This is a genomic window from Aeribacillus sp. FSL K6-8210, assembly GCF_037963925.1.
Classification (GTDB): Bacteria; Bacillota; Bacilli; order Bacillales; family Aeribacillaceae; genus Aeribacillus; species Aeribacillus composti.
This window is the reverse complement of sequence record NZ_CP150172.1, coordinates 1,154,479-1,179,215: the sequence shown is the minus strand read 5'-3', so window position 1 is coordinate 1,179,215 and position 24,737 is coordinate 1,154,479. Positions and strand designations below refer to the sequence as shown.

The 24,737-nt window shown below is 37.5% G+C and carries 18 protein-coding genes and 1 pseudogene; 6 read left to right on the top strand and 13 right to left on the bottom strand.

The features are described from left to right. The first annotated feature begins 334 nt into the window (after positions 1-334). The 4 genes from NSQ41_RS05840 to NSQ41_RS05825 all read left to right on the top strand — a co-directional run bounded on the left by NSQ41_RS05840 (position 335) and on the right by NSQ41_RS05825 (position 4,666). Complete coding sequence (locus NSQ41_RS05840; protein WP_003352856.1) at positions 335-655, top strand: hypothetical protein; 321 nt, start codon at positions 335-337, stop codon at positions 653-655. After that, positions 649-1,005 carry an IS66 family insertion sequence element accessory protein TnpB gene (gene tnpB / locus NSQ41_RS05835; RefSeq protein ID WP_003352857.1) on the top strand — a complete coding sequence of 119 codons (357 nt, stop codon included), beginning with the start codon at positions 649-651 and terminating at the stop codon, positions 1,003-1,005. The genes NSQ41_RS05840 and tnpB overlap by 7 nt, the downstream gene beginning before the upstream one ends. 61 nt (positions 1,006-1,066) lie before the next feature. Beyond that, positions 1,067-2,644, top strand: coding sequence for an IS66 family transposase (locus NSQ41_RS05830; RefSeq protein ID WP_274856739.1), 1,578 nt, complete (start codon positions 1,067-1,069; stop codon positions 2,642-2,644). Positions 2,645-3,091: 447 nt separating this feature from the next. After that, entirely contained in the window at positions 3,092-4,666 is a 1,575-nt protein-coding gene (locus NSQ41_RS05825) for an IS66 family transposase (RefSeq protein WP_339199974.1), read from the top strand. Positions 4,667-4,898: 232 nt separating this feature from the next. On the opposite strand, the gene asnB is transcribed toward NSQ41_RS05825, so the two are convergent. Next, on the bottom strand, positions 4,899-6,797 hold the full coding sequence (gene asnB, locus NSQ41_RS05820; RefSeq protein WP_339199281.1) for an asparagine synthase (glutamine-hydrolyzing): 1,899 nt from the start codon (positions 6,795-6,797) through the stop codon (positions 4,899-4,901). Positions 6,798-7,154: 357 nt separating this feature from the next. Then, the gene (locus NSQ41_RS05815; protein WP_339192832.1) at positions 7,155-8,405 is read right to left on the bottom strand and encodes an IS4 family transposase; all 1,251 of its coding nucleotides are present in this window, start codon (positions 8,403-8,405) and stop codon (positions 7,155-7,157) included. Positions 8,406-8,682: 277 nt separating this feature from the next. Between NSQ41_RS05815 and NSQ41_RS05810 the strand changes: the two genes are divergently transcribed. Continuing rightward, positions 8,683-9,552: a C39 family peptidase gene (locus tag NSQ41_RS05810; RefSeq protein WP_094245385.1), complete on the top strand. Its 870-nt coding sequence runs from the start codon at positions 8,683-8,685 to the stop codon at positions 9,550-9,552. 160 nt (positions 9,553-9,712) lie between these two features. Beyond that, positions 9,713-10,306, top strand: a pseudogene (locus NSQ41_RS05805) (multicopper oxidase domain-containing protein); the annotation flags it as partial. 267 nt (positions 10,307-10,573) lie between these two features. Here NSQ41_RS05805 and NSQ41_RS05800 read toward each other — a convergent pair. The 11 genes from NSQ41_RS05800 to NSQ41_RS05750 all read right to left on the bottom strand — a co-directional run bounded on the left by NSQ41_RS05800 (position 10,574) and on the right by NSQ41_RS05750 (position 24,728). Then, positions 10,574-11,152: an HXXEE domain-containing protein gene (locus NSQ41_RS05800; protein ID WP_198318514.1), complete on the bottom strand. Its 579-nt coding sequence runs from the start codon at positions 11,150-11,152 to the stop codon at positions 10,574-10,576. A 204-nt stretch (positions 11,153-11,356) separates the two neighbouring features. Beyond that, on the bottom strand, positions 11,357-11,506 hold the full coding sequence (locus tag NSQ41_RS05795; protein ID WP_232515741.1) for a TetR/AcrR family transcriptional regulator: 150 nt from the start codon (positions 11,504-11,506) through the stop codon (positions 11,357-11,359). A 607-nt stretch (positions 11,507-12,113) separates the two neighbouring features. Next, complete coding sequence (locus tag NSQ41_RS05790; protein ID WP_339199277.1) at positions 12,114-12,512, bottom strand: hypothetical protein; 399 nt, start codon at positions 12,510-12,512, stop codon at positions 12,114-12,116. A gap of 2,012 nt (positions 12,513-14,524) precedes the next feature. After that, on the bottom strand, positions 14,525-15,775 hold the full coding sequence (locus NSQ41_RS05785; RefSeq protein WP_339211198.1) for a benzoate/H(+) symporter BenE family transporter: 1,251 nt from the start codon (positions 15,773-15,775) through the stop codon (positions 14,525-14,527). A 97-nt stretch (positions 15,776-15,872) separates the two neighbouring features. After that, positions 15,873-16,661, bottom strand: a complete 789-nt coding sequence (locus NSQ41_RS05780) for an enoyl-CoA hydratase-related protein (protein WP_339211196.1) — start codon at positions 16,659-16,661, stop codon at positions 15,873-15,875. A 30-nt stretch (positions 16,662-16,691) separates the two neighbouring features. Beyond that, positions 16,692-18,251 carry an AMP-binding protein gene (locus NSQ41_RS05775; RefSeq protein WP_339199275.1) on the bottom strand — a complete coding sequence of 520 codons (1,560 nt, stop codon included), beginning with the start codon at positions 18,249-18,251 and terminating at the stop codon, positions 16,692-16,694. A gap of 7 nt (positions 18,252-18,258) precedes the next feature. Next, positions 18,259-18,750 (bottom strand): (2Fe-2S)-binding protein, encoded by a 492-nt coding sequence (locus NSQ41_RS05770; protein ID WP_063387539.1) that lies wholly within the window; start codon positions 18,748-18,750, stop codon positions 18,259-18,261. Beyond that, positions 18,737-19,624, bottom strand: coding sequence for a xanthine dehydrogenase family protein subunit M (locus tag NSQ41_RS05765; protein ID WP_339199273.1), 888 nt, complete (start codon positions 19,622-19,624; stop codon positions 18,737-18,739). Before NSQ41_RS05765 ends, NSQ41_RS05770 begins: the two co-directional genes overlap by 14 nt. A 608-nt stretch (positions 19,625-20,232) precedes the next feature. Continuing rightward, positions 20,233-20,688, bottom strand: a complete 456-nt coding sequence (locus NSQ41_RS05760) for a carbon monoxide dehydrogenase subunit G (protein ID WP_144596576.1) — start codon at positions 20,686-20,688, stop codon at positions 20,233-20,235. Further along, entirely contained in the window at positions 20,685-23,102 is a 2,418-nt protein-coding gene (locus NSQ41_RS05755) for a xanthine dehydrogenase family protein molybdopterin-binding subunit (protein ID WP_339199271.1), read from the bottom strand. Before NSQ41_RS05755 ends, NSQ41_RS05760 begins: the two co-directional genes overlap by 4 nt. Positions 23,103-23,639: 537 nt before the next feature. Beyond that, on the bottom strand, positions 23,640-24,728 hold the full coding sequence (locus tag NSQ41_RS05750; protein ID WP_339199269.1) for an XdhC/CoxI family protein: 1,089 nt from the start codon (positions 24,726-24,728) through the stop codon (positions 23,640-23,642). Between the last annotated feature and the right edge of the window lie 9 nt (positions 24,729-24,737).

The following is a 24,737-nucleotide window of genomic DNA, read 5'->3' as shown; positions in this document are numbered from 1 at the left end:
GTCCAATTTTTAGACTAACATCACGCTTATATCATGCCTGAACGGAAAGTCAGTTGATATAATGGGTGATGGTTAGTGAAACTGCCGCCCATTTATAAAGTACATTTTTATAATTTCCTAAGGGTACTGGTAAAAAAACAGTTGAAAAAGGAAAAGATTACTCAACTCGTATTGACAATCAGGTAGAGGAAATTGAAAAAATGCCTTTACCTTCGAGTATTGCTACTACATTTAAAGATTCAAATTATAGGTAAGCGTCAAATCTTGCACACCTTCTTGATGTGCTAATTTCATGAGATAATCTCCTCAAGATGAAATTGAAGGAGGTTTTTTTATGCCTAAGAATCCTGAATTACGAAAGGTTTGGGAACAACGAATCGCTGACTATCGTAAAAGCGGTCAAACTCAAGTAAACTGGTGCAAGGAAAATCAATGGAGTATTCACCAGTTTAAATACTGGTTAAGAAAAATTGAAAATCCAATAAAAAATCAAGGAAAGTCTACAAAATGGGCATCCGTTACCCTAGAAGATCATTCACAAACAGTTGAAAATTCATTACGGATTGAAATTAGTGGGATTTCAATTGAAGTAAAACCTGGTTTCGATCCGGCCTTTCTTTCAGAAGTGGTTAGGACGTTGAAATCAACATGTTAGTTGGTACAAGAGCTGAACGAGTTTACTTGGCAAAAGGAAGTACTGATTTGAGAAAATCCATTGATGGATTAGCTGCTTTGGTGAAAGAGGGATTTGATTTAGATCCCTTTTCATCAAGCTATTTTGTGTTCTGTAATCGAAAGCGAGATAAATTAAAAATTCTTCACTGGGACTATAATGGTTTTTGGCTTTATTATCGTCGATTGGAAAAAGGAAAATTTCAATGGCCAAATGAAAATGACACTGGAACGATACAAATTAGTTATCGGCAATTACGCTGGTTATTGGATGGTCTTGCAATGGAGCAAAAGAAAGCACACCCAGAAGTAAAGGCTAGAACAGTTATATGAATTTTTTACTTTTAACAAAAACCTTGGAGGAAAATAGCTAAAACCGTCGAATTATTACTACATGATGAAAAATTTAAAGAATCCTACCCAAAACCCATTTGAATTAATTGAAAAACTTCAACAGCAAATCGTTGAATTGACGGCGAAATTACAATGGTATGAAGAACAGTATCGTCTTAGTCAAAAACGAAAATTTGGCTCTTCAAGCGAAAAAACAAATCCTAATCAATTAGAACTACCTTTATTCAATGAAGCAGAGGTAGAGTCTAATGTAAAAGCCGAAGAGCCAACTGTTGAAACAATTACATATCGTCGTAAAAAGAAACGTGGTCAACGTCAAGCTACGTTTGAAAACCTGCCTATGGAAACGATTGAATATCGTTTACCCGAAGAAGAGCAGGTCTGTTCGTGTTGCGGTGAAAAAACACACGAAATGAGCACAGAAGTACGACAAGAATTAGTGATTATTCCGGCTCAAGTCAAAGTTTTAAAACACGTTCGATATGTCTATGGATGCCGTCATTGTGAGCGTAATGAAATAGAGACACCAATCGTTACAGCACCTGCCCCAAAATCTGTGTATCCAAAAAGTTTAGCTTCACCGTCAAGCATGGCATATATTATGAATCAAAAATATGTAGAGGGGCTACCTCTATATCGCCAAGAACAACAGTTCAAACGATTAGGTGTGATCTTATCCAGGCAAACCATGGCCAATTGGATGCTTTATGGTGCCGAAAAATGGCTTGCGCCAATTTATCAACGAATGAAAGAGCATCTCCTCTCTAAAGACATTCTACATGCGGATGAAACAACTGTTCAGGTTTTACATGAACCTGGAAGGTCAAGCACATCGAAATCTTACATGTGGCTTTATCGGACTGGAAGAGAGGATCCACCACTTGTCCTTTATGACTATCAGGAAACTAGAGCAGGAGAACATGCCAAAGAATTCCTAAAAGGGTTTAAAGGATACCTGCATGTCGATGGATATGCAGGATACCATAAGGTATCCGGCGTAACATTAGTTGGATGTTGGGCTCATGCCCGCAGAAAGTTCGATGAGGCTTTAAACGTACTTCCTGAATCCAAACGTCATTCAGCAGTCACAGCTCGGGAAGGACTCAATTTCTGTAATCAGCTATTTGCCATCGAGCGTGATTTGAAAGAATGTACACCAGAAGAACGATATAAAAAACGACTTAAACACAGCCAACCATTGTTGGAGGCTTTTTCAGCATGGCTAAAAACAGAGAAAAGCAATGTTTTACCAAAGAGTCTATTAGGTCAAGCCATTACATACTGCCTCAACCAATGGGAAAAACTCGTGGCATTTTTAGAGGATGGACGATTAGAAATCGATAATAATCGAAGTGAACGATCCATTAAACCATTTGTGATCGGAAGGAAGAACTGGATTTTTAGCAATACTCCGAAAGGAGCTAAGGCCAGCTCAATCATTTACAGTATTGTGGAGACAGCAAAAGAGAATAAATTAAATCCATTTTATTATCTTCGCTACTTATTTGAAAGGCTTCCCAATATGGATATAAGCAATATGGATGAGCTTGATCAACTACTTCCTTGGTCCAAAACAATTCCTTTGAATTGTCGGGTTTTTAATAACTTATCACAATAATAGTATTTAATCCCTATCATTAAAAGGTGGGGATTATTTTACGCTTACTTTTGAACGAGTGTACCTTGCACGTGGAAGCACCGATCTCCGGAAATCGATTGATGGTCTCGCAGTCATCGTCAAAGAATGCTTCGATTTGGATCCATTTTCCCCTTGTTTATTTGTTTTCTGTAATCGGAAAAGGGATAAACTTAAAATTCTACAGTGGGATAATAATGGGTTTTGGCTCCATTATCGAAGATTAGAAAGAGGAACTTTCAACTGGCCATCTGAACAAGAAGGAGTGCCGATGGATATCAGTCCTCGTCAGCTACGCTGGTTATTAGATGGCTTATCCATCGAACAAAAACAAGCCCATCCCACAGTGAAAGCACGCACGATTCTATGAAATTAAAAAACTTGAGAATCCGACTGGTCAAGCCGGATTCTTTTGCGTATACTGGAACTATGAAAAACACGGACACAAAAATTCAGGAAACAATTGAATACTATAAAGCGCGTAACGAAAAGCTTGAAATAGAAAAGGAAGCTTTGGAAGCGAAGCTAAAATGGTATGAGGAGCAATTTCGGTTAAGTCAACAACGTCGTTTTGGTTCTTCCAGTGAGAAGACCAATTCAGACCAACTGTCCCTTTTCAATGAAGCTGAAGCTACCGCAAATCCTGATGATGAAGAACCGACGATTGAAACCATTACATATACACGCAAGAAGGAGCGAAATCGTCGAGATGAAAAACTAGAAAACCTGCCTACTGAAACGGTGGAATACCGTTTGCCAGCTGAGGAACAGGTTTGTTCGTGTTGCGCTGGACCTCTACACGAAATGAGTACGCAAGTACGCAGAGAAATAGAAGTTATTCCAGCACAAGTAAAAGTGAAAAAGCATGTCCAATATGTTTATAGTTGCCGTCATTGTGAACGCCATGAAATAGAAACGCCTATTGTCACGGCGAAAATGCCGGCTCCTGTTTTTCCGGGAAGTCTGGCATCTCCATCGTCAATGGCTTATACGATGACGCAGAAATACGTTGAAAGTATGCCTTTGTATCGCCAGGAAAAACATCTGGAGCGATTTGGCATATTCATTTCCAGGCAAACTTTATCCAATTGGATTTTGTATGGAGCCGACACCTGGTTGAGTCCTGTTTACGACCGAATGCGTAACCATCTATTGAATCAGGATATCCTCCATGCGGATGAGACCACCTTACAGGTTCTTTCAGAACCTGACCGACGAGCGACTTCCAAATCATTTATGTGGCTTTATCGGACAGGACGAATGGGGCCTCCAATTGTTTTGTATGACTACCAGCGAACCCGTGCATCCAAACATCCTTTACGATTTTTGGAAGGTTTCCGTGGATATTTACATGTGGACGGGTATGCCGGTTATAACGGAATCCCTGATGTCAGTCTGGTCGGTTGTTGGGCTCATGCCAGACGTAAATTCACAGAAGCTTTGCAGGCTCTTCCTGAATCGGCTAAAACTACTCACGTTAAAGCCAAAGAAGGTCTTGCATTCTGTAACCAACTTTTCTCGATAGAACGGGATTTAAAGGACGTTAGTCCTGAAGAACGTTATAAGAAACGTTTAGAACGCAGCCAACCGGTATTGGAGGCTTTTTTGGCATGGCTTCATGAACAAGCCCCAAGAGTGTTGCCAAAAAGTGCACTTGGGCAAGCCATTAAATATTGTCGTAATCAATGGGACCGTTTAGTAGCTTTTTTAGAGGATGGTCGTTTAGAAATTGATAACAACCGCGCAGAACGATCCATTAAACCGTTTGTAATCGGGAGGAAAAACTGGCTGTTTAGCAATACCATAAAGGGGGCTAAATCCAGCGCAATCATTTATAGCATTGTGGAGACTGCGAAGGAAAACGGATTAAACCCATTCAATTACCTTAAATATTTATTTGAACAGCTTCCAAATATTAATCTGACTGACAAAGAAAAATTAGATCAACTCCTTCCTTGGTCCACAACAATTCCAGAAGAATGTCGTGTTCCTAATAAAAGCTAAATAAATCATAACAATAGTCCACATCTAAAGGTAGGTGTGGACTATTTTACGCTTACAATTATTTCATTGATTGCATGTAATAATCTGATCTTGTAATTCCTTGATGGGATGATGATTAACATATTTATTTTAATAATCCGTTGACAGGTACGAAAAATAAAAGAGCACCCAAAAGCTGAATTTTAGAAGCTTGGGTGCAAATAAGAAGACAGGAAATCACAAATTAATCAAATTAGATTGATAGCAGCTGCTTGTCTTTTTTATATACATTTGTAAAATCGTATTTCTTTTCCACATATACTTGGTGCCAAATCATAAAGATAAGAACGGTCCAAATTTTTCGGCTGTGATCTGCCTTATCGCTACAATGCTCGTCTAGTAAACGGTACAATAGATTTTTATTAAATAAATGATCTGTTGCACTTTCTTTTATAATATTTTTCGACCAGTCATACATTTCGTTTTTCAACCAATGACGTATTGGCACGGGAAACCCTAATTTTTTTCGATGTAAAACATGATCTGGCACAATACCCTCCGCTGCTCTGCGCAAAATGTATTTCGTCGTATTATTTGCTGTCTTCATCTCTGGAGGAATTTTTGCCGCTACTTCAAACACTGCTTTATCTAAAAATGGAACCCGCAATTCTAATGAATGGGCCATTGTCATTTTGTCCGCTTTTAATAAAATATCGCCACGCAGCCATGTATGAATATCAATATATTGCATCCGGTTTACAGGAGGATAATGGGTTGTTTCTCTATAAAAAGGAGCTGTAATATTTGTATATTCTAATCCCCTCTTATATCCTTTTAGCAGCTTTTGTTTTTCTGCCTCGCTATACATTTTCGCATTGCCGATATATCGTTCTTCCATGGGTGTTGTACCACGCTCAATAAAACTTTTTCCTTTTATTCCTTCCGGGAGTATTCCTGCAATCACTCTCAAGGCTGATTTAACTGCATTTGGCATTCGCTCAAAGAGTTCCAATGACTGCGGCTCACGATAAATATTATAACCCCCAAACAGCTCGTCTGCTCCCTCACCGGAAAGAACGACCGTTACATGCTTTCTTGCTTCCCGGGCGACAAAATAAAGCGGCACTGCAGCAGGGTCGGCAAGTGGATCATCCATATGCCACATAATTTTCGGCAATTCCTCCATATATTCCTCTGGTGAAATGACATAGCTAATATTCTCAACGCCTAACTTGTCCGCTGTTTCTTTTGCCACATCAATTTCACTGAATCCTTCCCGATCAAAGCCGACAGAAAATGTCTTGATATGAGGGTTAAATTGTTTCGCAATCGCTGCAATGAAGGATGAATCAATTCCTCCTGATAAAAAAGAACCTACCGGCACATCGCTGCGCATATGCACTTGCACGGAATCGAACAGCGCGTTGCGAATTTCTTTGACAAGTTCATCTTCTGATTTGATGATAGGTTGGAATTTGGCTTTCCAATAGCGATGAATGGTTAATTTTTCACCGATTTTTTTCTTAATATAATGACCCGGTTCTAACTTTTTAATACCATCAGACATCGTCATTGGTTCAGGTACATATTGGAATGTTAAATAATGCTGCAGTGAATCATAGTCTAATAAATCATTTTTAAGAGCGAGCAAAATACTTTTCTTCTCGGAAGCAAAAAACGTACGGTCGCCCTGTTCCATATAGAAAAATGGTTTTATGCCAAACGGGTCACGTGCCGCAAAAATCGTTTTCTCTTGTTTGTCCCAGATGACGAAAGCAAACATACCTCGAAGCTTTTCTACAGCTTTTTCTTTTTCAGCACTATAAAGAGCAATAATGACTTCTGTATCGGAATGAGTAGTAAATTTATATCCCTTTGCAAGCAATTCTTCTCGCAATTCCACATAGTTGTAGATTTCCCCATTAAATATGATCCAATATCGTTCATTTTCATAGGACAATGGCTGGTGCCCTGTCTCAAGATCGATAATACTCAAACGTCGAAATCCAAAATTCACATATTCATCAAAAAAATAACCACCATCATCAGGACCGCGATGAGTAATGATATCATTCATTTCTTGAAACGTTTCTTTCCATTTTTCATCAATGATTCTTGGATGATCATGAATACTACAAATAAAACCGCACATGATATTGCTATTCCCTCACTTTATCAAATTTAAATTTTATAGATTGTATCAAGACTTGGGTTAGCAAAATATAATATTTTGATCTTATTTAAATGTAACAAACTCTATTTTTATACCATCTATAGGTTCCTATAATGAACTTTAATTATTCCTCCTGAAACCTGCTTGCGATATTTTCATTCCTTTAATATATTATAACACAGTAGCGTTGCATAAAAAAATTTAATGTTTGTCAAGCTCAATAAAAATTCCAGTTATTTCATGTAACTGAATATTCAGACATACAATCTTTCTAAGCAAGCTTAAAAGGACAATGACGTCTTAATCGGCAGTCCATTTCCACAATTTGGTAATATATTACAGAAACATTGGATCATAAACTAAATCGTCTAGGTGTTCCACCTCCCCTTCTTCAAATTGGTACACGATGGTTTCAAAATCTTTTTCCCAATGGTATTTTTTCCGACCGTTGGACGTTCGAATTGGCTTTTTAAAAAGGGAGCGAACAAAACAGTCAAAACCTTTAAAAAGCAGATTCTGTAAAGTTCGCTTGATCTCTAATAAAGGACCATCGTGATTCACTTTTAATTGGAGCATGGCCTGTAAGCAATAGGTGATTAGGGCGATCCAAATTTGATTGTAAACGGCATTTTGACTTTTTCCATAAAATCTTTTTATCTTAAGGTGCTGTTTCATCCATTTAAAGAAGGTCTCTATCTTCCAGCGATATCGGTATAAATCTGCAATCTCTTCCGCAGAAAGATCAAAGCAATTGGTTATGATGATCACGGGATTCCCTTCGCTGTCGACCGTTTCGATCAATCGGAGAGGATGAGTCATTTTGGTATGATTACGGTCATTTCCTAAAATGACAATCTGATCCCTATAAATCAAACGTTCTGGATTGGGAATCCGTTCCGATAAAACTTCAATCTCTGCGTTCTTTTTAAGCCGGGTAATGAATCGCACCCCTTCTCGGCATAAGCGGTCGAACTGTTTGTAATCGACATACCCTCGATCAAACAAGTAAATCGCATTTGGATCGATTTCAATGAGTTCGTCCATCTGTGTGCGATCGGCATGTTTCGCGGGTAAGATAATCCCTTGATCCGGAACAGTGATATCCTTCGTTACAACAACCTTTAAATGGAGTCGAACACCAGCCTTTGTCTTACGAAAAGTTGCCCATGGATATTGGCTCAAACTCATGCTCATCGTGGTAGAATCAATGACCAGAAGACGACCAATGTTTCGGATGATCGGGGCATTTTTCATTTGCCCTTGGATCTTTAAGACCAGATATTTAAATACTTTTTCAAACAGTTGAGGGGATAATTGGCCTAATTTGCGAGAAAGTTGCGAAGTACTAATTGCATCAAATTCCAGATATGTCTGCAACTCTTCCTTGTCTTTCAAATGTTTGGCCAATTTTGTTAAGCTTTCCAATTCGTTTAACTGAGCGATGATACAAAGTTGTAAAAACTTATACGCCGTTAATTTTTTAATGTATTTGTCAACGTCAATCACATTAATTAGTTTTGAAAAAGTTATTGGATCGATCTCTTTAAATAGTTCATTTATTGTGGATTCTGTGGTATTCTTATCCATAATGGTTTCTCCTTATTCTTAGGATTTGGATAGGACTGCCAATCCTAATTATAAGGAGTTTTTTTATATCCAAAAAGATGAAATTTAACATAAAATTGGGCTTGACAAATTAAAATTAACTTAATGCAATGCTACTGATTATAACAATAAAATGTGGAAAAATTATGGATTTTTTCGAAATTGTTACATAATTACATGATAAGAATCACCTCCATTGTTTCTGCATATTTAGTTGATAATATAAAAACAGCAAGTTTAACAAAGGGGTGCAGCTGTCATGTTAGGGATTATACTTTTTTTAGCCTTTATGATTGTTTCACTTTCTATTTTTCTTTTACGAAAGCCAACCAATGAAAAGTTATATAAACTAGCTATAGGGTTCTATACCGCTTTTTTCCTATTGTTTTTAACTCTATTTGTCCATTATGTAAATTCTGAAAATATGATCGATGCTATAAAAAATCAAGTACAGAAAACATCATATAAAAATAAAGTTGAAGAGAGAAATTCGTCATCTAATTCAAAAGAACAAGTCCCGGTTAAATCAGCTCTCATTGATGCCCCCCTTCTCTCGCAACTTCCAGAACTACCAAGGGGGTGCGAGGTAACAAGTCTGGCAATGCTTTTGAATCACGCGGGAATCAAAGTAGACAAGATGACACTAGCGAAGCAAATAAAGAAAAACCCAACTCCTTATCGAATACATAATGGAAAAGTATTTTATGGACATCCAAATGAAGGGTTTGTTGGTGACATGTATACAAAAAAGAAACCGGGATACGGTGTCTATCATAAACCTATAAAAGAATTAGCCGAGAGTTATTTACCTAACCAAATCATTGATTTAACAGGACAGTCATTTGAAGAAATATATAAATATTTGTCTAAAGGTACTCCAGTTTGGGTTATTACTAACACAACCTTTCGTGTACTTCCTCCTTCTGAATTTATTGAATGGCAGACCCCGCAAGGTCCTTTAAAAATTACATACTGGGAGCATTCCGTGTTAATCACCGGATATGATGAGCAATATATTTATTTTAATGACCCGTTGACAGGTACGAAAAATAAAAAAGCACCTAAGTCTGAATTTATAAACGCTTGGATACAAATGGGCAAACAAGCTATTACCTATAACCACAATTAACCGGTTATAGATAGTGGTTTGTCTTTTTTGTTTCATATCCTCCATTAACATCGAATAATTATTTTCTCTAAATTACTTTGTGGAAAATTATTTATATAACTCTTTCTCCATAAATTTTGCACATTTATTTTTTATGATGAAAGTTTATGGAGGAAAATACATGAAAAAATTATTGTTTGGAACCATTTTAGCGGGAGTCGTTGCGATTAGTGCAGCCTGCTCAAATAACGCTTCGCACAGTTCTATGCAAGGACACGATATGTCAAACATGAATAAAAATGAGGAAAAAACATCCAAAACCTCTGAAGTCAATGAGCAACTGAATTTGGTAACAAATACAGAAGTTTTATCCGGTAAAGAGATTAATCTTACTGCTAAGGAAGCATTATTACAAATAAATGATAAAGTAAAACTTCCGGTCTATACGTACGATGGATCGGTTCCCGGAGCGCAAATGAGTATTAAACAGGGGGAGACTGTTAAAATCAATTTGAAAAATGAATTACCGGAACAGGTTACGATTCATTGGCATGGCTACCCTTTTCCAAATAGTAAGGACGGAATTCCGGGGATCACAATGGATGCAGTCAAACCGGGCGAAACCTTTACGTATGAATTTACAGCTACTGTACCAGGAACGTATTGGTATCATTCCCATCAAGAAAGCGCGAAACAAGTGGACAAGGGATTATACGGTACATTAATCGTAGAACCTAAGAACGAGGAAAAAGTAGATCGAGATTATACACTTGTGTCGCCAAAGATTTCATCCTGTTCCTTGTATTGGGCTAGTCGAGGTAAAAAATTTTCTTGAATCAGTTTTAAAGTTTTTTTTCCATTTCTTGCGTTCTGTCCGTTTTTCCTTCCGAACTTTTGGTTCGGATTCCTGTTCGATTTCCTGTACAACAATTGTATTAATTTGATCTTTCTTAAGTTTTTCGATAAAATACTCTGCACATTTTGGGGTATATTTATATGAAAGTTACCCGCCTACAGTTAATCGTGTAACTTCAAATCTATCTTACAACAAAAAATTCTTGTCGGCACCATCTTCCTCAATTTTTTTTGTAGCTTTATTTCTTTCATTCACCAGAAACAGAAATAATATTGGCACGATGATGAAAGCTCCAATAGTACTCCACAATATATCTGTTCCGCTTATGACTTGTTCTTTCAGCAATCGATAGTAGGTATATGAAGAATAGGGCAACACTAGAATGATGGAAGTGATTACACCAGGAGTGTATTTCCTTAGGTAGAGTGCTTGCCCTAAATGTGTGAACACATGGGCAAAAAAGATAAACAGTAACATTAAAAAAATATAGTAAAAAGAGAAAATGACGGCTAAACATGTTGCTGTTGTAATGGTAAGGAAAATCCAAAATACATCGTACGCAAATTGAACAGTTGTCATCTGAAAGCTGCTATAAAAATATTTTCGTATTGATTTAGGTAAAACCGCAAGAACTTGTTCCTTGTTCTGTTTGGTCCACTTCTCCACCGTAAGAATCTCTTCGAAATCATGAAACATAAACAAAATGGGAAATAACCAAAGCACGCTAATCAAATGAAGTTGAGAATCCAACCAATCTAATACCATTTCAATCACCGCTTTTCGAACGATTTTGAATTCCGCCCAAAAACATCTGTCCTACTTTACTTTTTCTCCTGTTAATAAATATCGATGTAATAGTAACAATTGACTCTGGCGCCACCCATGTGTCAATTTTTTCTTTTACAATTCCGAATCGCTTGTTATTGAACATATCAATCTTACAAAACTTTGACATCCGATAGCGATAGTTCAACAGATTTTTCCAACATCCCTTAGTTTTATTAACTGTTGATCAAAATTTTGAAATATTTGTTGAAAGATATCTTCCTTACTCTTGAAATTAAAGTAAAATAAAGCTTGCGTTAAGCCTGTTTTTGCAACAAATTCGCTCCTTTTGATACTTTGAAAACCCTTTTTCCGAAAAAAGCTCTTCAGGCATTTGAAATAACTTTCTCATACTCTCTTCGCCTTTTTTTACAGCCAACAAGAATCTCCTTTTTTATAACTAACTAATTAGTTAGTTATAATTATAGGAAAAATTTGCTTTGTTGTAAATAGATTTTCAAAACAGGGAAGAATGGAAAGTACCGAAAGTAAAAAGCCTGAGGCGCTTAAAGCTAATGTCAATCTTTGCTTTCGCTGATAGAAAAAATTATTGCATTTATAATAAAAATTAATCAATAAGGTGAAAGCATAACGAGGCTGCCGCAATGGCCGTTAAACCGATGAGACAGCCGCTGTTTTTTGAATGGGGATTTGTCCTTTGTTGCGTCTTTTTTCTCACACTGTAGACAGCACAAGCCAGATCCTATTGCGGGGATTATGTGTTAAAAACGGGGATAGTATTAATTGGATAATAATAGGAACGAATAAAGCTAAATAAAAACAGCGAAGAAGTTTGACATTATTTTGAAGAAAACAGGGAGGCGAAAAGCTAATTTCAGACATCATTTTGTTTTTATCTAACGGTTTTGTCCAAAAAGAAACGCTTAATAGATCAATGCGGTTAATATATGTTTAAAATATTTTTGACTCGCTTGATTTCTTTCTTATTTTCAAACAAATCTTCCACAAGAATTTTTTGACCGTTTGCTACATCAGTGAGCTGTTTGTCCATCTCCTCGATCTTTTGTTCAACTTGGTCGAGCCGCTCATTGATTTCGACCAATTGCTGCTTCGTTTGTTCAAACTGCTGATCGGTTTGTTCAAATCGTTGGTCAATTTGTTCAAACCGTCGATCAATCTGCTCAAACCGTTGATCAATTTGTTCAAACCGTCGATCAATCTGCTCAAATCGTTGGTCAATTTGTTCAAACCGGTTATTCGTTTCTTCTGAATGGTTTTTTAGCTGCTCAGCCAGTTCTTTAATCGCTTGCAAAATCATTTCATTTGTAATTTCAGCCATCGGTATGCTCCTTTCTTCATTTTAAATATAACTATTATTATACCATATTGCGGTCATTTCGATATAAATCGCATCAACTTTCATGTATTCACATGGTAATTGGAGTATGATGTTTAAAAACACTTTATGCAATGTTTCGCTCAAATGGAGAAAGTTCGACACTCTCTACATTCGCAAGAGCGGTTATAGATACTTTTTGTTGATTTATTAAGAATCTATCACATAATTCAGAATAATTTTCGCTGATTTTTCCATTTTCGGATGATTATCTTTTGTTGCGTTTCATAATTTAACAACGATGTTTCGTTTACTGATCATTTAATACAATCAAATGATTATTTGTAATCTTTAACCATACTTTTTTTGCGCAAGTTCAGAAGATGTTGAGTAGAGATTTTTCTCATAACGTACTTTGCGTTTCTATCCTTTTTTGCTCTTACTAATCGGTAGAGATCAAACGATGTCCTCGATAACAGTCCGAATGTCTTTTCGTCTTCCTCAATAAAAATAGAAATTTTGGAAAAACCCTCTTTCGTTTTTGAAAGGCATCGCTTAAATAGATCCAACCTACTTTCTCATTTTTTCTTTCATTTCGAAGGAGCAATTGAGAGATTGAATTGATTTCTGAACTGTTTTCGATCCTCAATTTCCTTATATTATTAGAAAATATTCATTCCTCTTTTATATATCTCTTTGAACAAAAAAATTCTTCTCGTAATCGTAAACGACAGCTTCTCTCATTGACACTATAGTTATATGCGGGGATTTTTTTCAGACGATACGGGGGTACCGGTTCTGACGTCCTTTTGATGAAAAATCGGGATTATTGAATTAAGATGAGAAGCTAAAAACTTTACACACTAATATTCTCCATAAAACTCCTCCCTATCATCAAGATTACGTAAAAACCCTTTTATCATCAGCTTTAACAATACGTCCTTTTTCACCAAAAGGGCTCCTCATGATCGACAAACGAATATAAAAATGGCAGCAATATCATACCCAAAACTGACAACAACAAAAATATCAACATAGTAAACTTGAATGGAAGCCCAAATACCTGTAATGCAAAAGATATGACCAATGGTACAAAAGTTACTATACCCATTTTTTGTCTTGATTTCATTGTTGGATACATTTTTGTTCCACACTTAGGGCACTTTATTTCTTGGCTAAATTTGAACGAAGCACGAAATATGTTTCTCCAACTAAATGGATAGTTACATTTACAACATTTTGGCAATCCCATTGAAACTACCCCTTTTTACTTTATTTTACCATATGATATATATTTCTCTATGATTGATAACAACAATCTTTTAGAGAATAGCTTTTATTTTACACTGATGTAACCTGTTACAAATCCATGGAGTGTATCATGTTTTCATGAGTGAAATGTTTGGATATTATGTGTGAAAATAAAGGCAGAAATTTCACTTATTGTCGGCATATAATAAATAATAAGTGTATGTATTAAGATGAAAAAGAGGAATATTGCAAATAATCAAGAATGATCAATGCCGATCTTTAGATGAAAAGAGTAATAATAGCATGAAAAAGATATTTTTTATAAGTCAAAAGGATTTGTTAAAAAGAAGGTTAAGCAAATATTATCGAAAGTTCGAACAAAATAATTAGGATCAAACGCGGACTTTGCTGTTAAGCTGAATTTAAAAATAATGGGATCGATATGTTTCGCGTTGCAATGAATAAGTTCGGAACATGAAAAATATGATAAAGTAGAGTAAATATTTATGGATAAAATCAATTAACCTCCTTCTTTTTGAACATTTTTAAGAAGGAGGTCTCAAAGCAATCGTACGATAGGCTTGTTCAAAACAGATCTTTTTCCTATCCTGTATGTTGTTTTTAAAGGCTGTTTTCGTAAGATTTGCTGCTTTGCGACTATCTAGGACAATCAAAAAGAAATAGTAAAACAACAATCTTTTAGGCAGAACCTAAACGATTTTTAGAAAGCGATTTTAATTTGTGTCATTTTGAAATTGAACACCTTAAAATGTTTCAGAAATGGCATGATCCATTTTCTCAGGAAGATCAAAATTATCCTCATGTTCTTTTTGAAAATGATGAGGTTCGATTAACAAGGAAACCAACACTCCTCCAACTAATGCCCAAAACGGTGAACTAATATTAAAAAAACTAATATCCGACATACCAATGATTAATGCGAAAAACGCTCCAACTTGAAATTTAGTTTCAGAAAAAGCACTTTGTAAAGAGTTCACCAGTACGCTAATCATTGCTAGACCAGCAATAGTACCAACGAGTACAGATGGTAGAGCCGTTACAAACGGTACGACGATGCCGGCAAGTAATCCAAATAAACTGAATAAAATACCGTTTACCACAACAGATGCATAACGTCCTTCCTTATTTTTCCCCGCTTCCTCTGAAGCACAAATGGCCGTCATCGGACCGGCAATATTTGCATTATGTCCTCCAAAGAAAGAAGTGACCATCCCACCAATTCCGCTTATTATTGTCATAACATTGACAGGCGGCTTGTATCCTTGAGCCATTAATACACCGGTTGCTTGAGCATTTTCTGCTCCGATAACTAAGAAAGCAAGCGGAATTGAAACAGATACTATTGCCTCAAGACTAAATGAAGGTATTAAAATTTGTGGAAGAATAAAACTACTTTGCTGATCTTGAATTTGAAATTCGTTCATGATTACTACTAAAATAACAGAAACAATGAAAGATGTTAAAATTGGCGGTATGACTTTAATAAATCGTACTGATAGCAAGTATACGAGAACTGCTACCCCTGCGATCAATGGGGCTTTTTCAATAGATGTAATCATTCCGGTTCCAAACCGGATCATGGCCCCAACAATCATCCCCATTACGATCGGAACGGGTATCCAGTTCATTATCTTTCCGATTGTACGAGTAATTCCTAGTAGTAAGACAATGACACCAGCCACAAAATAAGCACCCGCTATTTCATTTAAAGAAAACTGTGATAATGCACCTGCAACAAGTACTGCACCTGGAATAGAGTAAGCTCCTGCAATCGGCTGGCGATATTTTAAAGCCAAATAAATCCCCAACAATCCACCAAAGAAATAAACAGCAAAGAGCCACGAGATCGTCTGCGCATGTGTTAAACCACCGTCTGCTGCTCCACCAATAATAATTAAAGCTGGACCAGTACATCCAAAAATAGCGGCAAGTGTACCAGCGCTCACTGTGTTAATATTTAAATGTTTCGTAAATCCTTTTCGTTCGGTATTCATCGTATACCCCCTTTTATTATGAATTTTCTGAAAATAACTATTTTTTATATGCTCCCTCAACTATAGTTGGGGAGCACGAATAATTCGTAATTCAATATTATTTGCCTTTAAAATTCGGCTTTCTTTTTTCGACGAATGCTTTGACGCCTTCTTTGAAATCTTCTGTAGTGCGAAGCAATCCATAGGCTTTTCCTTCTATTTCAATTCCTGCACTAAGCGGTGTTTCTTCGGCTGCATTGAGCACTTGTTTACATACTTTTAATGCAAGCGGAGAGAAGTTTACAAGCTCTTCAACGAGTGAATCGACAGCGCTTTCTAGTTCTTCCTTTGGAACAACCTTTGTAATAAGGCCCCATTGATACGCTTCTTCAGCAGGAATTCTTCGTGCACGCATAATCATGTCTTTTGCGCGAGTTAATCCTACTGCTTTGGCCACCCTTTGTGTTCCGCCGCTTCCTGGAATCATACCAAGATTCATCTCAGGCAGTGCTAATAATGTGTCGTCTGCTGCAATTCGAAAATCACATGCCATAGCAATTTCAAAACCGACTCCAAACGTATAGCCTTGAAGCTGAGCAATGACAGGCTTTGGAGAACGTTCTGGTGCTGCAACGTTTACAGCAAGATGTGATAATTCTTCTTGATGCACTTCCAAAAATTCAGGGATATTCCCTCCTGCACTAAATGCCTTATCTCCTTCACCTTTAATAATGATGACGCGAACATCATCGTCTTTATTTAACTCATCAAAAATTTCTGGAAATTGCGAGCGAGCTAGCATGCTAATATAATTCATTTTTTCTGGACGGTCGAAAACAATTGTTGCCGTCTTTTTTTCCGGATTTTTTTCAACTCGAATGTGATCATATTGTTTTACTGCTTCCATGTTTTGGTTCCCCTTTCTTTTTTGAAAAAATTAAACGATTTTTTCACTTTCATTTATATATAGTTCAAATTCTCCCGTTTTGAGTTTACGACGGAGAATTTTCCCAACAGGGCTTTTCGGTACTTCTTGAATAAATACATATTTTCTTGGACGTTTAAAGTTTGAAAGTTTTGTATTATTTTTACAATAATCGTCAAGTTCCTGTATGGTAAGTGACGGATCTTTTGGTACGACATAGGCAGAAACAACTTGGCCCCAGCGCTCATCTTCTTCACCAATTACAGCAACTTCATGCACTTTCGGATGCTTGGCTAAAACATCTTCTACTTCAAGAGGATGTATATTTTCTCCGCCGGAAATAATCATATCATCGACACGTCCGACGACATATAAATCTCCATCCTCATCTAATTTGCCAAGGTCTCCAGTAAAATACCATCCATCCCGAATGGCTTTTTTTGTAGCATCTGGTCTATTCCAGTAGCCTTTAAAGCTTTCTGGTGATTCAATATTGACAATGATTTCTCCCAGTTCTCCTTTTTCCACTACATCCTCTGGAGTTGCATTGCCATCAGGATCTGCCTTAACAATGCGGATACTCTGATGAAAGCCTGGCTTACCGGCACATCCTGGTTTTTCCTTCACATTATGGTTTATTGTAAATGTGTAAATTTCAGTGCTGCCAAAATGGTTCACAAACACTTCAGGCTTTAACATCTCAATACATTTTTCTGTTAAAGCTGTTGTCATAGAAGCGCCTGCATAACCAATTTTTTTCAACTTAGACAAATCGAAATGATGAAATTCAGCGTGATTTAACATATCGTGATATAACGTAGGTACTAAGTAAAGGCATGTAATTTCTTCACGTTCTATTAATTCCAACGCTTCCTTTGCATCAAAATCAGGCAGAATAACATATTTTCCATTTAAAAACATAATAGATAGAAGGGAGCGCATTCCCATTGTGTGATAAAGCGGCATTGTCCCTAATGTACTTTCCCCATCTTGATATTGGTTTTGAATAATATGGGCTAGCGCTGCACTATATTCATTTTTGTGCGTTCGAGGAACTCCTTTCGGTTTTCCTGTTGTTCCGGACGTATAAAGCATAAGAGCGATATCGTTATCATCTATCGTTGGCTTTTCCAAGCTGCCAGGACTTCTTTCAACAAGCTCATCATAGTAGATATCAGCTCCTTCTACTTCGCCGAACCCAATAAGTATCGGTTTTTGGTGCAGATTTGCTTTCAGCACGGATTCTTGGCTTACGCTTTCGTATATGACAGCAGCAGCCTCTGCATCATTGACACAATACTCAACTTCTTTCACCGAAAGCCGAAAATTAATTGGAGTGTAAACGGCTCCAATTTTTTGCAGTGCCCAATAAATCACCGTATTTTCAAGACGATTTTTTAAAAGGATCATAACGCGGTCATGCTGTTTAATGCCGATTTTTTGAAGTGAAGCAGCGACTTTTTCCACTTCGTTATGATATTGCCTGTACGTATACCTTCTGTCTCCTTCTACAACAGCAAGTCGATTTGGATGACGCTCAACAGCAAATTCAAAAAGAGTTAAAAGGTTCATATCATCATCACCTTTCCACCCGAGCATGATTACTATTTTCTTCAACTGTTTTTTGAATTGCTTCTATAATTCCAACATAACCCGTGCATCGGCATAAATGTCCTGATAGCATTTCTTTTATTTCTTGAACGGAAGGATTCGGATTTTTTTGTAAATAGTCAGTTGCTGACATTAAGATTCCAGGTGTACAGAACCCGCACTGAAGGCCGTGACATTCAATGAAGTTTTTTTGTAATGGAGTTAATTGACCGTCTTCTCCCAAACCTTCTACTGTCGTGATCTCCTGCCCATCCACTTGAACCGCAAATATGAGGCAGCTTCGAACAGCTGAACCATTTAAATGGATCGTGCAAGCTCCGCACACACCATGTTCACAGCCGACATGCGTGCCAGTGAGACCGCACGTTTCTCGTAAAAAATCACTTAACAGCAATCTTGACTCAACTTGTTCTTTATATTTTTTTCCGTTGATGGTCACTTCGATTTCATGAACACTCATTAGTTTCACCTCTTGCTCGTTCGTAGGCTGATTTCACCGTACGCACTGCCAATTTTTTCGAAAGATGTCTTCTATATTCAGCAGTTGCGTGTATATCTGACTCTGGATCTACCATTTCATCCACTATATCCTCGACTTTTTGGAGAAGGGAGTCAGATAAAACCTCTCCTTTCATCCATTCGTTTGCCCCTTCTATTAACAATGGCGTTGCTTCAACACCGCCTAATACAAGTCTTACATTTGTAATGCGATCTAAATGATCAATCGTTAATTGACAAGCAGAGGCAACGAGTGCAAAATCACCGTGACGACGAGAAATTTCATAAAATGAATATCCATTTCTTTCTTGTTCTATAGGAATGTGAATTTCCGTCAGCATCTCATTTGGCATTATGTCAGTTGTTAAATAAGTAATAAAGAAATCCTCGACGTTTACTTCTCGCACCTCTTCTTTAGAAGCAATATGAAGGGTCCCTCCGAGCGCCATCAATGAAAGAGGAATTTCAGCTGTTGGGTCAGCATGAACAAGACTTCCCCCAAATGTTCCCCGATTTCTCGTTTGAACGTGCCCAATAAAGGGAACCGCTTCACTTAGAAGCCCTAAATGCTTCTGAACTACATCTGAACTTTCAACTTCCGCCTGCCTCGTTAACGCACCAATTTTAACTTTGTCACTATCAAACTCAATAAATTGCAAATCATGAAGCTGATTAATGTCAATTAAACATTCTGGCGATGATAGTCTCATGTTCATTATTGGTACAAGACTTTGACCACCGGCAATGATTTTCCCGTCAAATCCTGCTTCTTCTAAAAGTGTTAAAGCTTCATCAACTGTTTTCGGGGAATAATAATCAAATTTTACGGGTTTCATATACTCCCCTCCTCGTTTAGTATTTTTAGAATCCTCTTTAGAGAGAGGCATTTTCCAGTTAGATTCTTTGATAACTTTTTCAGATAGTGTTGCTAACTGGCACTATCTGAAAAAGTTCCATTTTAGGGGTAGACTTTTCGTGATGCCCCTAGATAGTAGTATTAAGGATCATTGGGAGAAATCCATCAGCTATGACTACTTATAAAGTCTGTTTCTCTAGCTCTTGCTCGAACTTCTAACCCGCAATCTTGTTCCCTCTTGCCACCAATGCTGAATATGACAGCTTCCAGACAGCATGGATTAGAGCAAGTTCTCGTGATTGATCAACAAGTGGACTGGGGACATCCCGAATAGTCCTTTCCACAGATCCTTACATGAAAAGGGTTATTTTCAGGAAAAGGGCAAAAATCGCTTTAATGATGCTAAATGTAGCAAACTCCATTCAAAAGGCAGCCAGATTTTCTTATCGGTGCAGAAGACTCAATCGACCTTTTCATTGCGTCCACTCACAGTATGATCTAGCAGTTCAAAGAATTGGATAAAGCCATTCAAAAAATTTGGAATTTCCAATTCCTTTGATTTTTGTGCTTGACTAGTATTTTCTCTATTTAAATAGATTGTTCGCTTTTCGCTAGTTCTTTATTAAACTTTTTAAAGAAGTCCTGAATGATTAATTTAGCTACACCATTTAGCATTCTTTGCCCAACCATTGCCACTTTTCCGCCAACTTCCGCTTCATACGTATAGTTCAATTCCGTCTTGTTATCGTCAATTGGAACAAGATCAACAACTCCTGCTGCTTCAACACTTCCTGGTCCGCCTTCCCCTTTTACAATGAGCTTATAATGGTTCGGTTTTTGAACATCAGCAATTTCAATGGTTGATTCATATTTTCCTTTCACAGCTGCAATTCCAATAGATACTTCCGCTTCATATTTGTTTTCATTGACAGGCTCTAATTTTTTACAGCCCATAATGCAATTTTTTAATGCCTCTGGGTCCAGCAGCACTTCCCATGCTTTTTCAATTCCTGCATTTAATGTTACGCTCCCTTTTCCGTTCATGATGAAACCTCCTGTTTTTTAGACTGATTCAAAATGTTCCATACTTTATTTGGTGTTACTGGTAATGAATCAATCGTCACACCATATGGCTTCAACGCATCATTTACTGCATTTGCAATGACAACAGGTGCACTCATTGTATTTCCTTCTCCAAGACCTTTAGCGCCTAATGGTGTAAGTGGTGACGGCGTCTCGATATGTTTGATCGTTACATTTGGTACTTCAGGCGCTGTTGGACATAAATAATCCATAAACGATCCAGTTAAAAACTGACCTTTTTCATCGTAGACGAGCTCTTCATACATGGCGCCGCCAAGCCCATGGACCAGGCCTCCCAATATTTGTCCATCGACAATAAGCGGATTTAATAGTTTTCCTGCATCGTGAACCGTGAAATAATCAAGAATGTGAATGTCACCCGTCTCTGGATCAATTTCAACTGTCACTAAATCTGCAACAAATCCATACGTAACCGATGAATTAATTAAATCCTGATCATCCGGCGGTTCAGCCTGGGCTGTATAATAGGCTGTTTCATAAATTCCAGGCTCCATCCCTTCTGGTAAAGAAAGCGGATTCCAATGGGCTGATCCAACAACCCTTTTTACAGAAATAGATTTAGATGGATCGGTTTTGGAAACAATATTGCCTTTTTCAATTGTTAAATCTTCTTCCTTAGCTTTTAAAAAATGTGCGGCAATTTTGATAAGCTTATTTTTTACCTTATGTGCTGCGTAGTACACTGCACTTGATCCGAGTGACGCAAACCGGCTGGAATAGCTTCCAGAAGCAATGGACCATGCACTTGTTGCTGTATCAAGTTCAGCTACAACATTAATTTTGTCATGCGGAATTCCGAGAATTTCCGATACGATTTGGCTAGCGACCGTTTCATGCCCTTGTCCGGACGGTGTTGTACTAATGCGCACATTCACATTTCCCATAGGATCCATCGAAATCGTCGCCGCTTCTGAACAACCAGATTTCGGCAATCCTGCTTTTCTTTCCTCTGGAGTTAAGGCGATCGTAATGTATCCCATATTCGAACCGGATGGTTCAACGATAACAGCGAGGCCAACACCAAGAAGCTTTCCCATCTTGCGTGCTTCAGCTTGTTTTTTTCTGAATTCATCATATTTACCGATTTTTAATAGCAGGTCAAATGCTTTTTCATAGTCGCCGCTGTCATACACTCCACCAGATGCCGTTCTGTATGGAAATTGTTCTTTTTTAATTAAATTCCGTCTGATCACTTCAGCTGGCTCTAATTTTAATTCATCTGAAATGATTTGCATGATCCGTTCAAGAGGGAAATACGTTTCTTGTCCCCCATATCCGCGTATAAGCCCTGTTGGCAATTTATTCGTCATAACGGCATACGCATCAATCATTAAGTTGGGAATATCATAGGCACCGGTTGTGTTAGCATGATTCCGGTACAGACATGCCGGCTCTGGTGCCCGGATATATGCACCAACATTGTCAATCATTTTCATTTTTAATCCGAGTATTTTTCCGTCATTTTTTACTGCTGCTTCAATATATGTGACTCGATCCGTACAGCTTGAACTAGCTGCTAAATGCTCCTGCCTGTCCTCGATCCATTTCACTGGACAGCCTACGAGACGGCTTACAACGGAACAAAGAACGATATACGGGAATATTCCTGCCTTAATTCCATAACTGCCGCCAATATCTTTTGGTATAATAATCCGCAACCGATTGCTTGGAATTTTTAATGCACCTGCCATAATCGAATGAAGCACAAACGGTCCGTGAAAGTTTGCGTGAACCGTATAACTATCAGAGCTATCCTCGTATTGTGCAATAATGCCGTATGTTTCAACTGGCGTTGCAGAATATTTCGGAAATTGAAAACGATGCTTGATGATTTTGTCAGCCTGCTCAAAAGCCTTCTCTACATCTCCATAATGAAAAGTTCGATGATTAGCGATATTTGAACCAACATTTTCATGTAAAATAGGTGCTCCTTTTTCGAGTGCACGTTCAATATCTACAATTGGTTCAAGATTTTCATATTTCACCTTAATTTTTTCTAACGCATCCTCCGCAATATATCGGTTTTTTGCCACGACAACTGCTACTGGCTCACCTACAAAACGAACTTTATCAATGGCAATTGGATAATAGTGTACTGGAGCACTGACGCCAACACTAAAAGGATTTAATAGAGGATGTACATCCTTACCTGTTACAACACCCTTTACTCCAGGAATTTCTAAGGCTTCCGAATAATCGATAGACACAATTTTGGCATGCGGATAAGGGCTCCTTAAAATGGCCACATGACCAGTATTCGGCGGGGTACCGATGTCATCAATATATTTTCCCTGACCAGTCAATAATCTAGCATCTTCAACACGCGTCACTCTTTTCCCAATCACTTTACTCATTTAACTTACCTCCTTCCGAAGAAATCTCTCATAATTTTGTGGTGACTCACTAACTTGAGGATATTGCGATCGCAGCAAAACAAATATCATTACGAATTTTTGCCCTTTATCTCATCCTTTTAAAGAAGTAAGAAAACTTAAAAAGAACTGGATGACCTTTTTAATTCGATATTTTGCTTGAACAATAAACAGGTTCCCATTTCTTTCATAGCATTGAATCACAGCACAATAACGCAACAATGGTGTCAGTCTTGTCAGATACATTTTTTAATCTTATTTTTAGCAACGTAATCAACCTTGATTGGTAATATCACCCAAAACCAATCGGTTTACTTATTTCACAGAAACTTCAGTTCCGAGTTAAGACAGCAACACTACCGCTTAACTGAGATTTTTTACTTACATCCACGGTATTTTGGTTAATACCTTTCCAATAGATGGTATTAATAGATTGTGTTTGACCATCCGCTTTAAAAAAACTGCAGCTGACAACACAACAAAATATGTTTTTTTACCTTTATGACTGATGTATCTTTTTTAGGAATAAGCCATTGCCGCCAGCTCTGATAATTTCTTTCCTGTTCCGCCTCTGTACACCGTCATAATTTCAGCCAAAATACTAAAGGCAATTTCTTCCGGTGTTTTCGCTCCAATATCAAGACCGATAGGACTATGAATTTGCCGAATAGAAGGATGAGCCTTTAGAGTTTGGCTGCTTTCAATTAATTGGGCAGTTCTTTTTTTCGGACCTAAAAGGCCAATGTAAGCCGCATTTGAATGAATGATGGATTCTAATATTTCTTGATCGTGCAAAAAATTGTGTGTCATTATAATGACATATGTGTTTTCATTAAACGAAACGTCAGGAACAGACCCTTTAGGATAAACTTGGATAAAATCAGCATCAGGAAAATTATTTTCATTGCAATAAGTAGGACGATGGTCAAGAACAGTCACAATCCATTTCAAGCTTTTCGCCATTTTGACAAGCGGAATGGCATCAGGACCTGCGCCAAAAATCTTTAAGTGTGGTGGTGGACTTAATGATTCATAATATACGTACAATTCTTTTTCACCACCTAAATAAACCATTTCATTTTTTAAATTGTTTTTCCGATCTTGATAATCATGAGCAATTTCAGAAACGGTAATAAGTGAGTCGTCATTACTTTGCAAAGGGTCTAGGATCCACATTTTTCCTTGAAGATTTTCATCTTTCGCATTCACGATCGTGACAGCGTGTAATTGTTTTTGGAGGGATTGTGAAAAATATTGATCAATCACTTCTGTCCTTTCAGGCTGCTTTTTTGGCAGATATGGTTGTAAAAAAATGTTCATTTTTCCATTACAGCCGACACCAAGTCCCCAAACAATATCCTCTTCTCCGTAAAAATCATAGTGGAGAACTGCCGGTTTTCCCGTTTCGAGCACTTTTACAGCATGTTCCACAATATCTGCTTCGACGCAGCCTCCGCTTAAAAGACCTGTTAGCTTTCGATCTTCTGATACGAAGCATTTTGCCCCTGTCTTTTGGTAGGTAGATCCTTTTGTAGAAATAATGGTTCCAATAACACCTGATAACCCTTCCTTTTTGCAGCGTTCCAATTCCTTTTTAATCGTAATCACGACTTCACC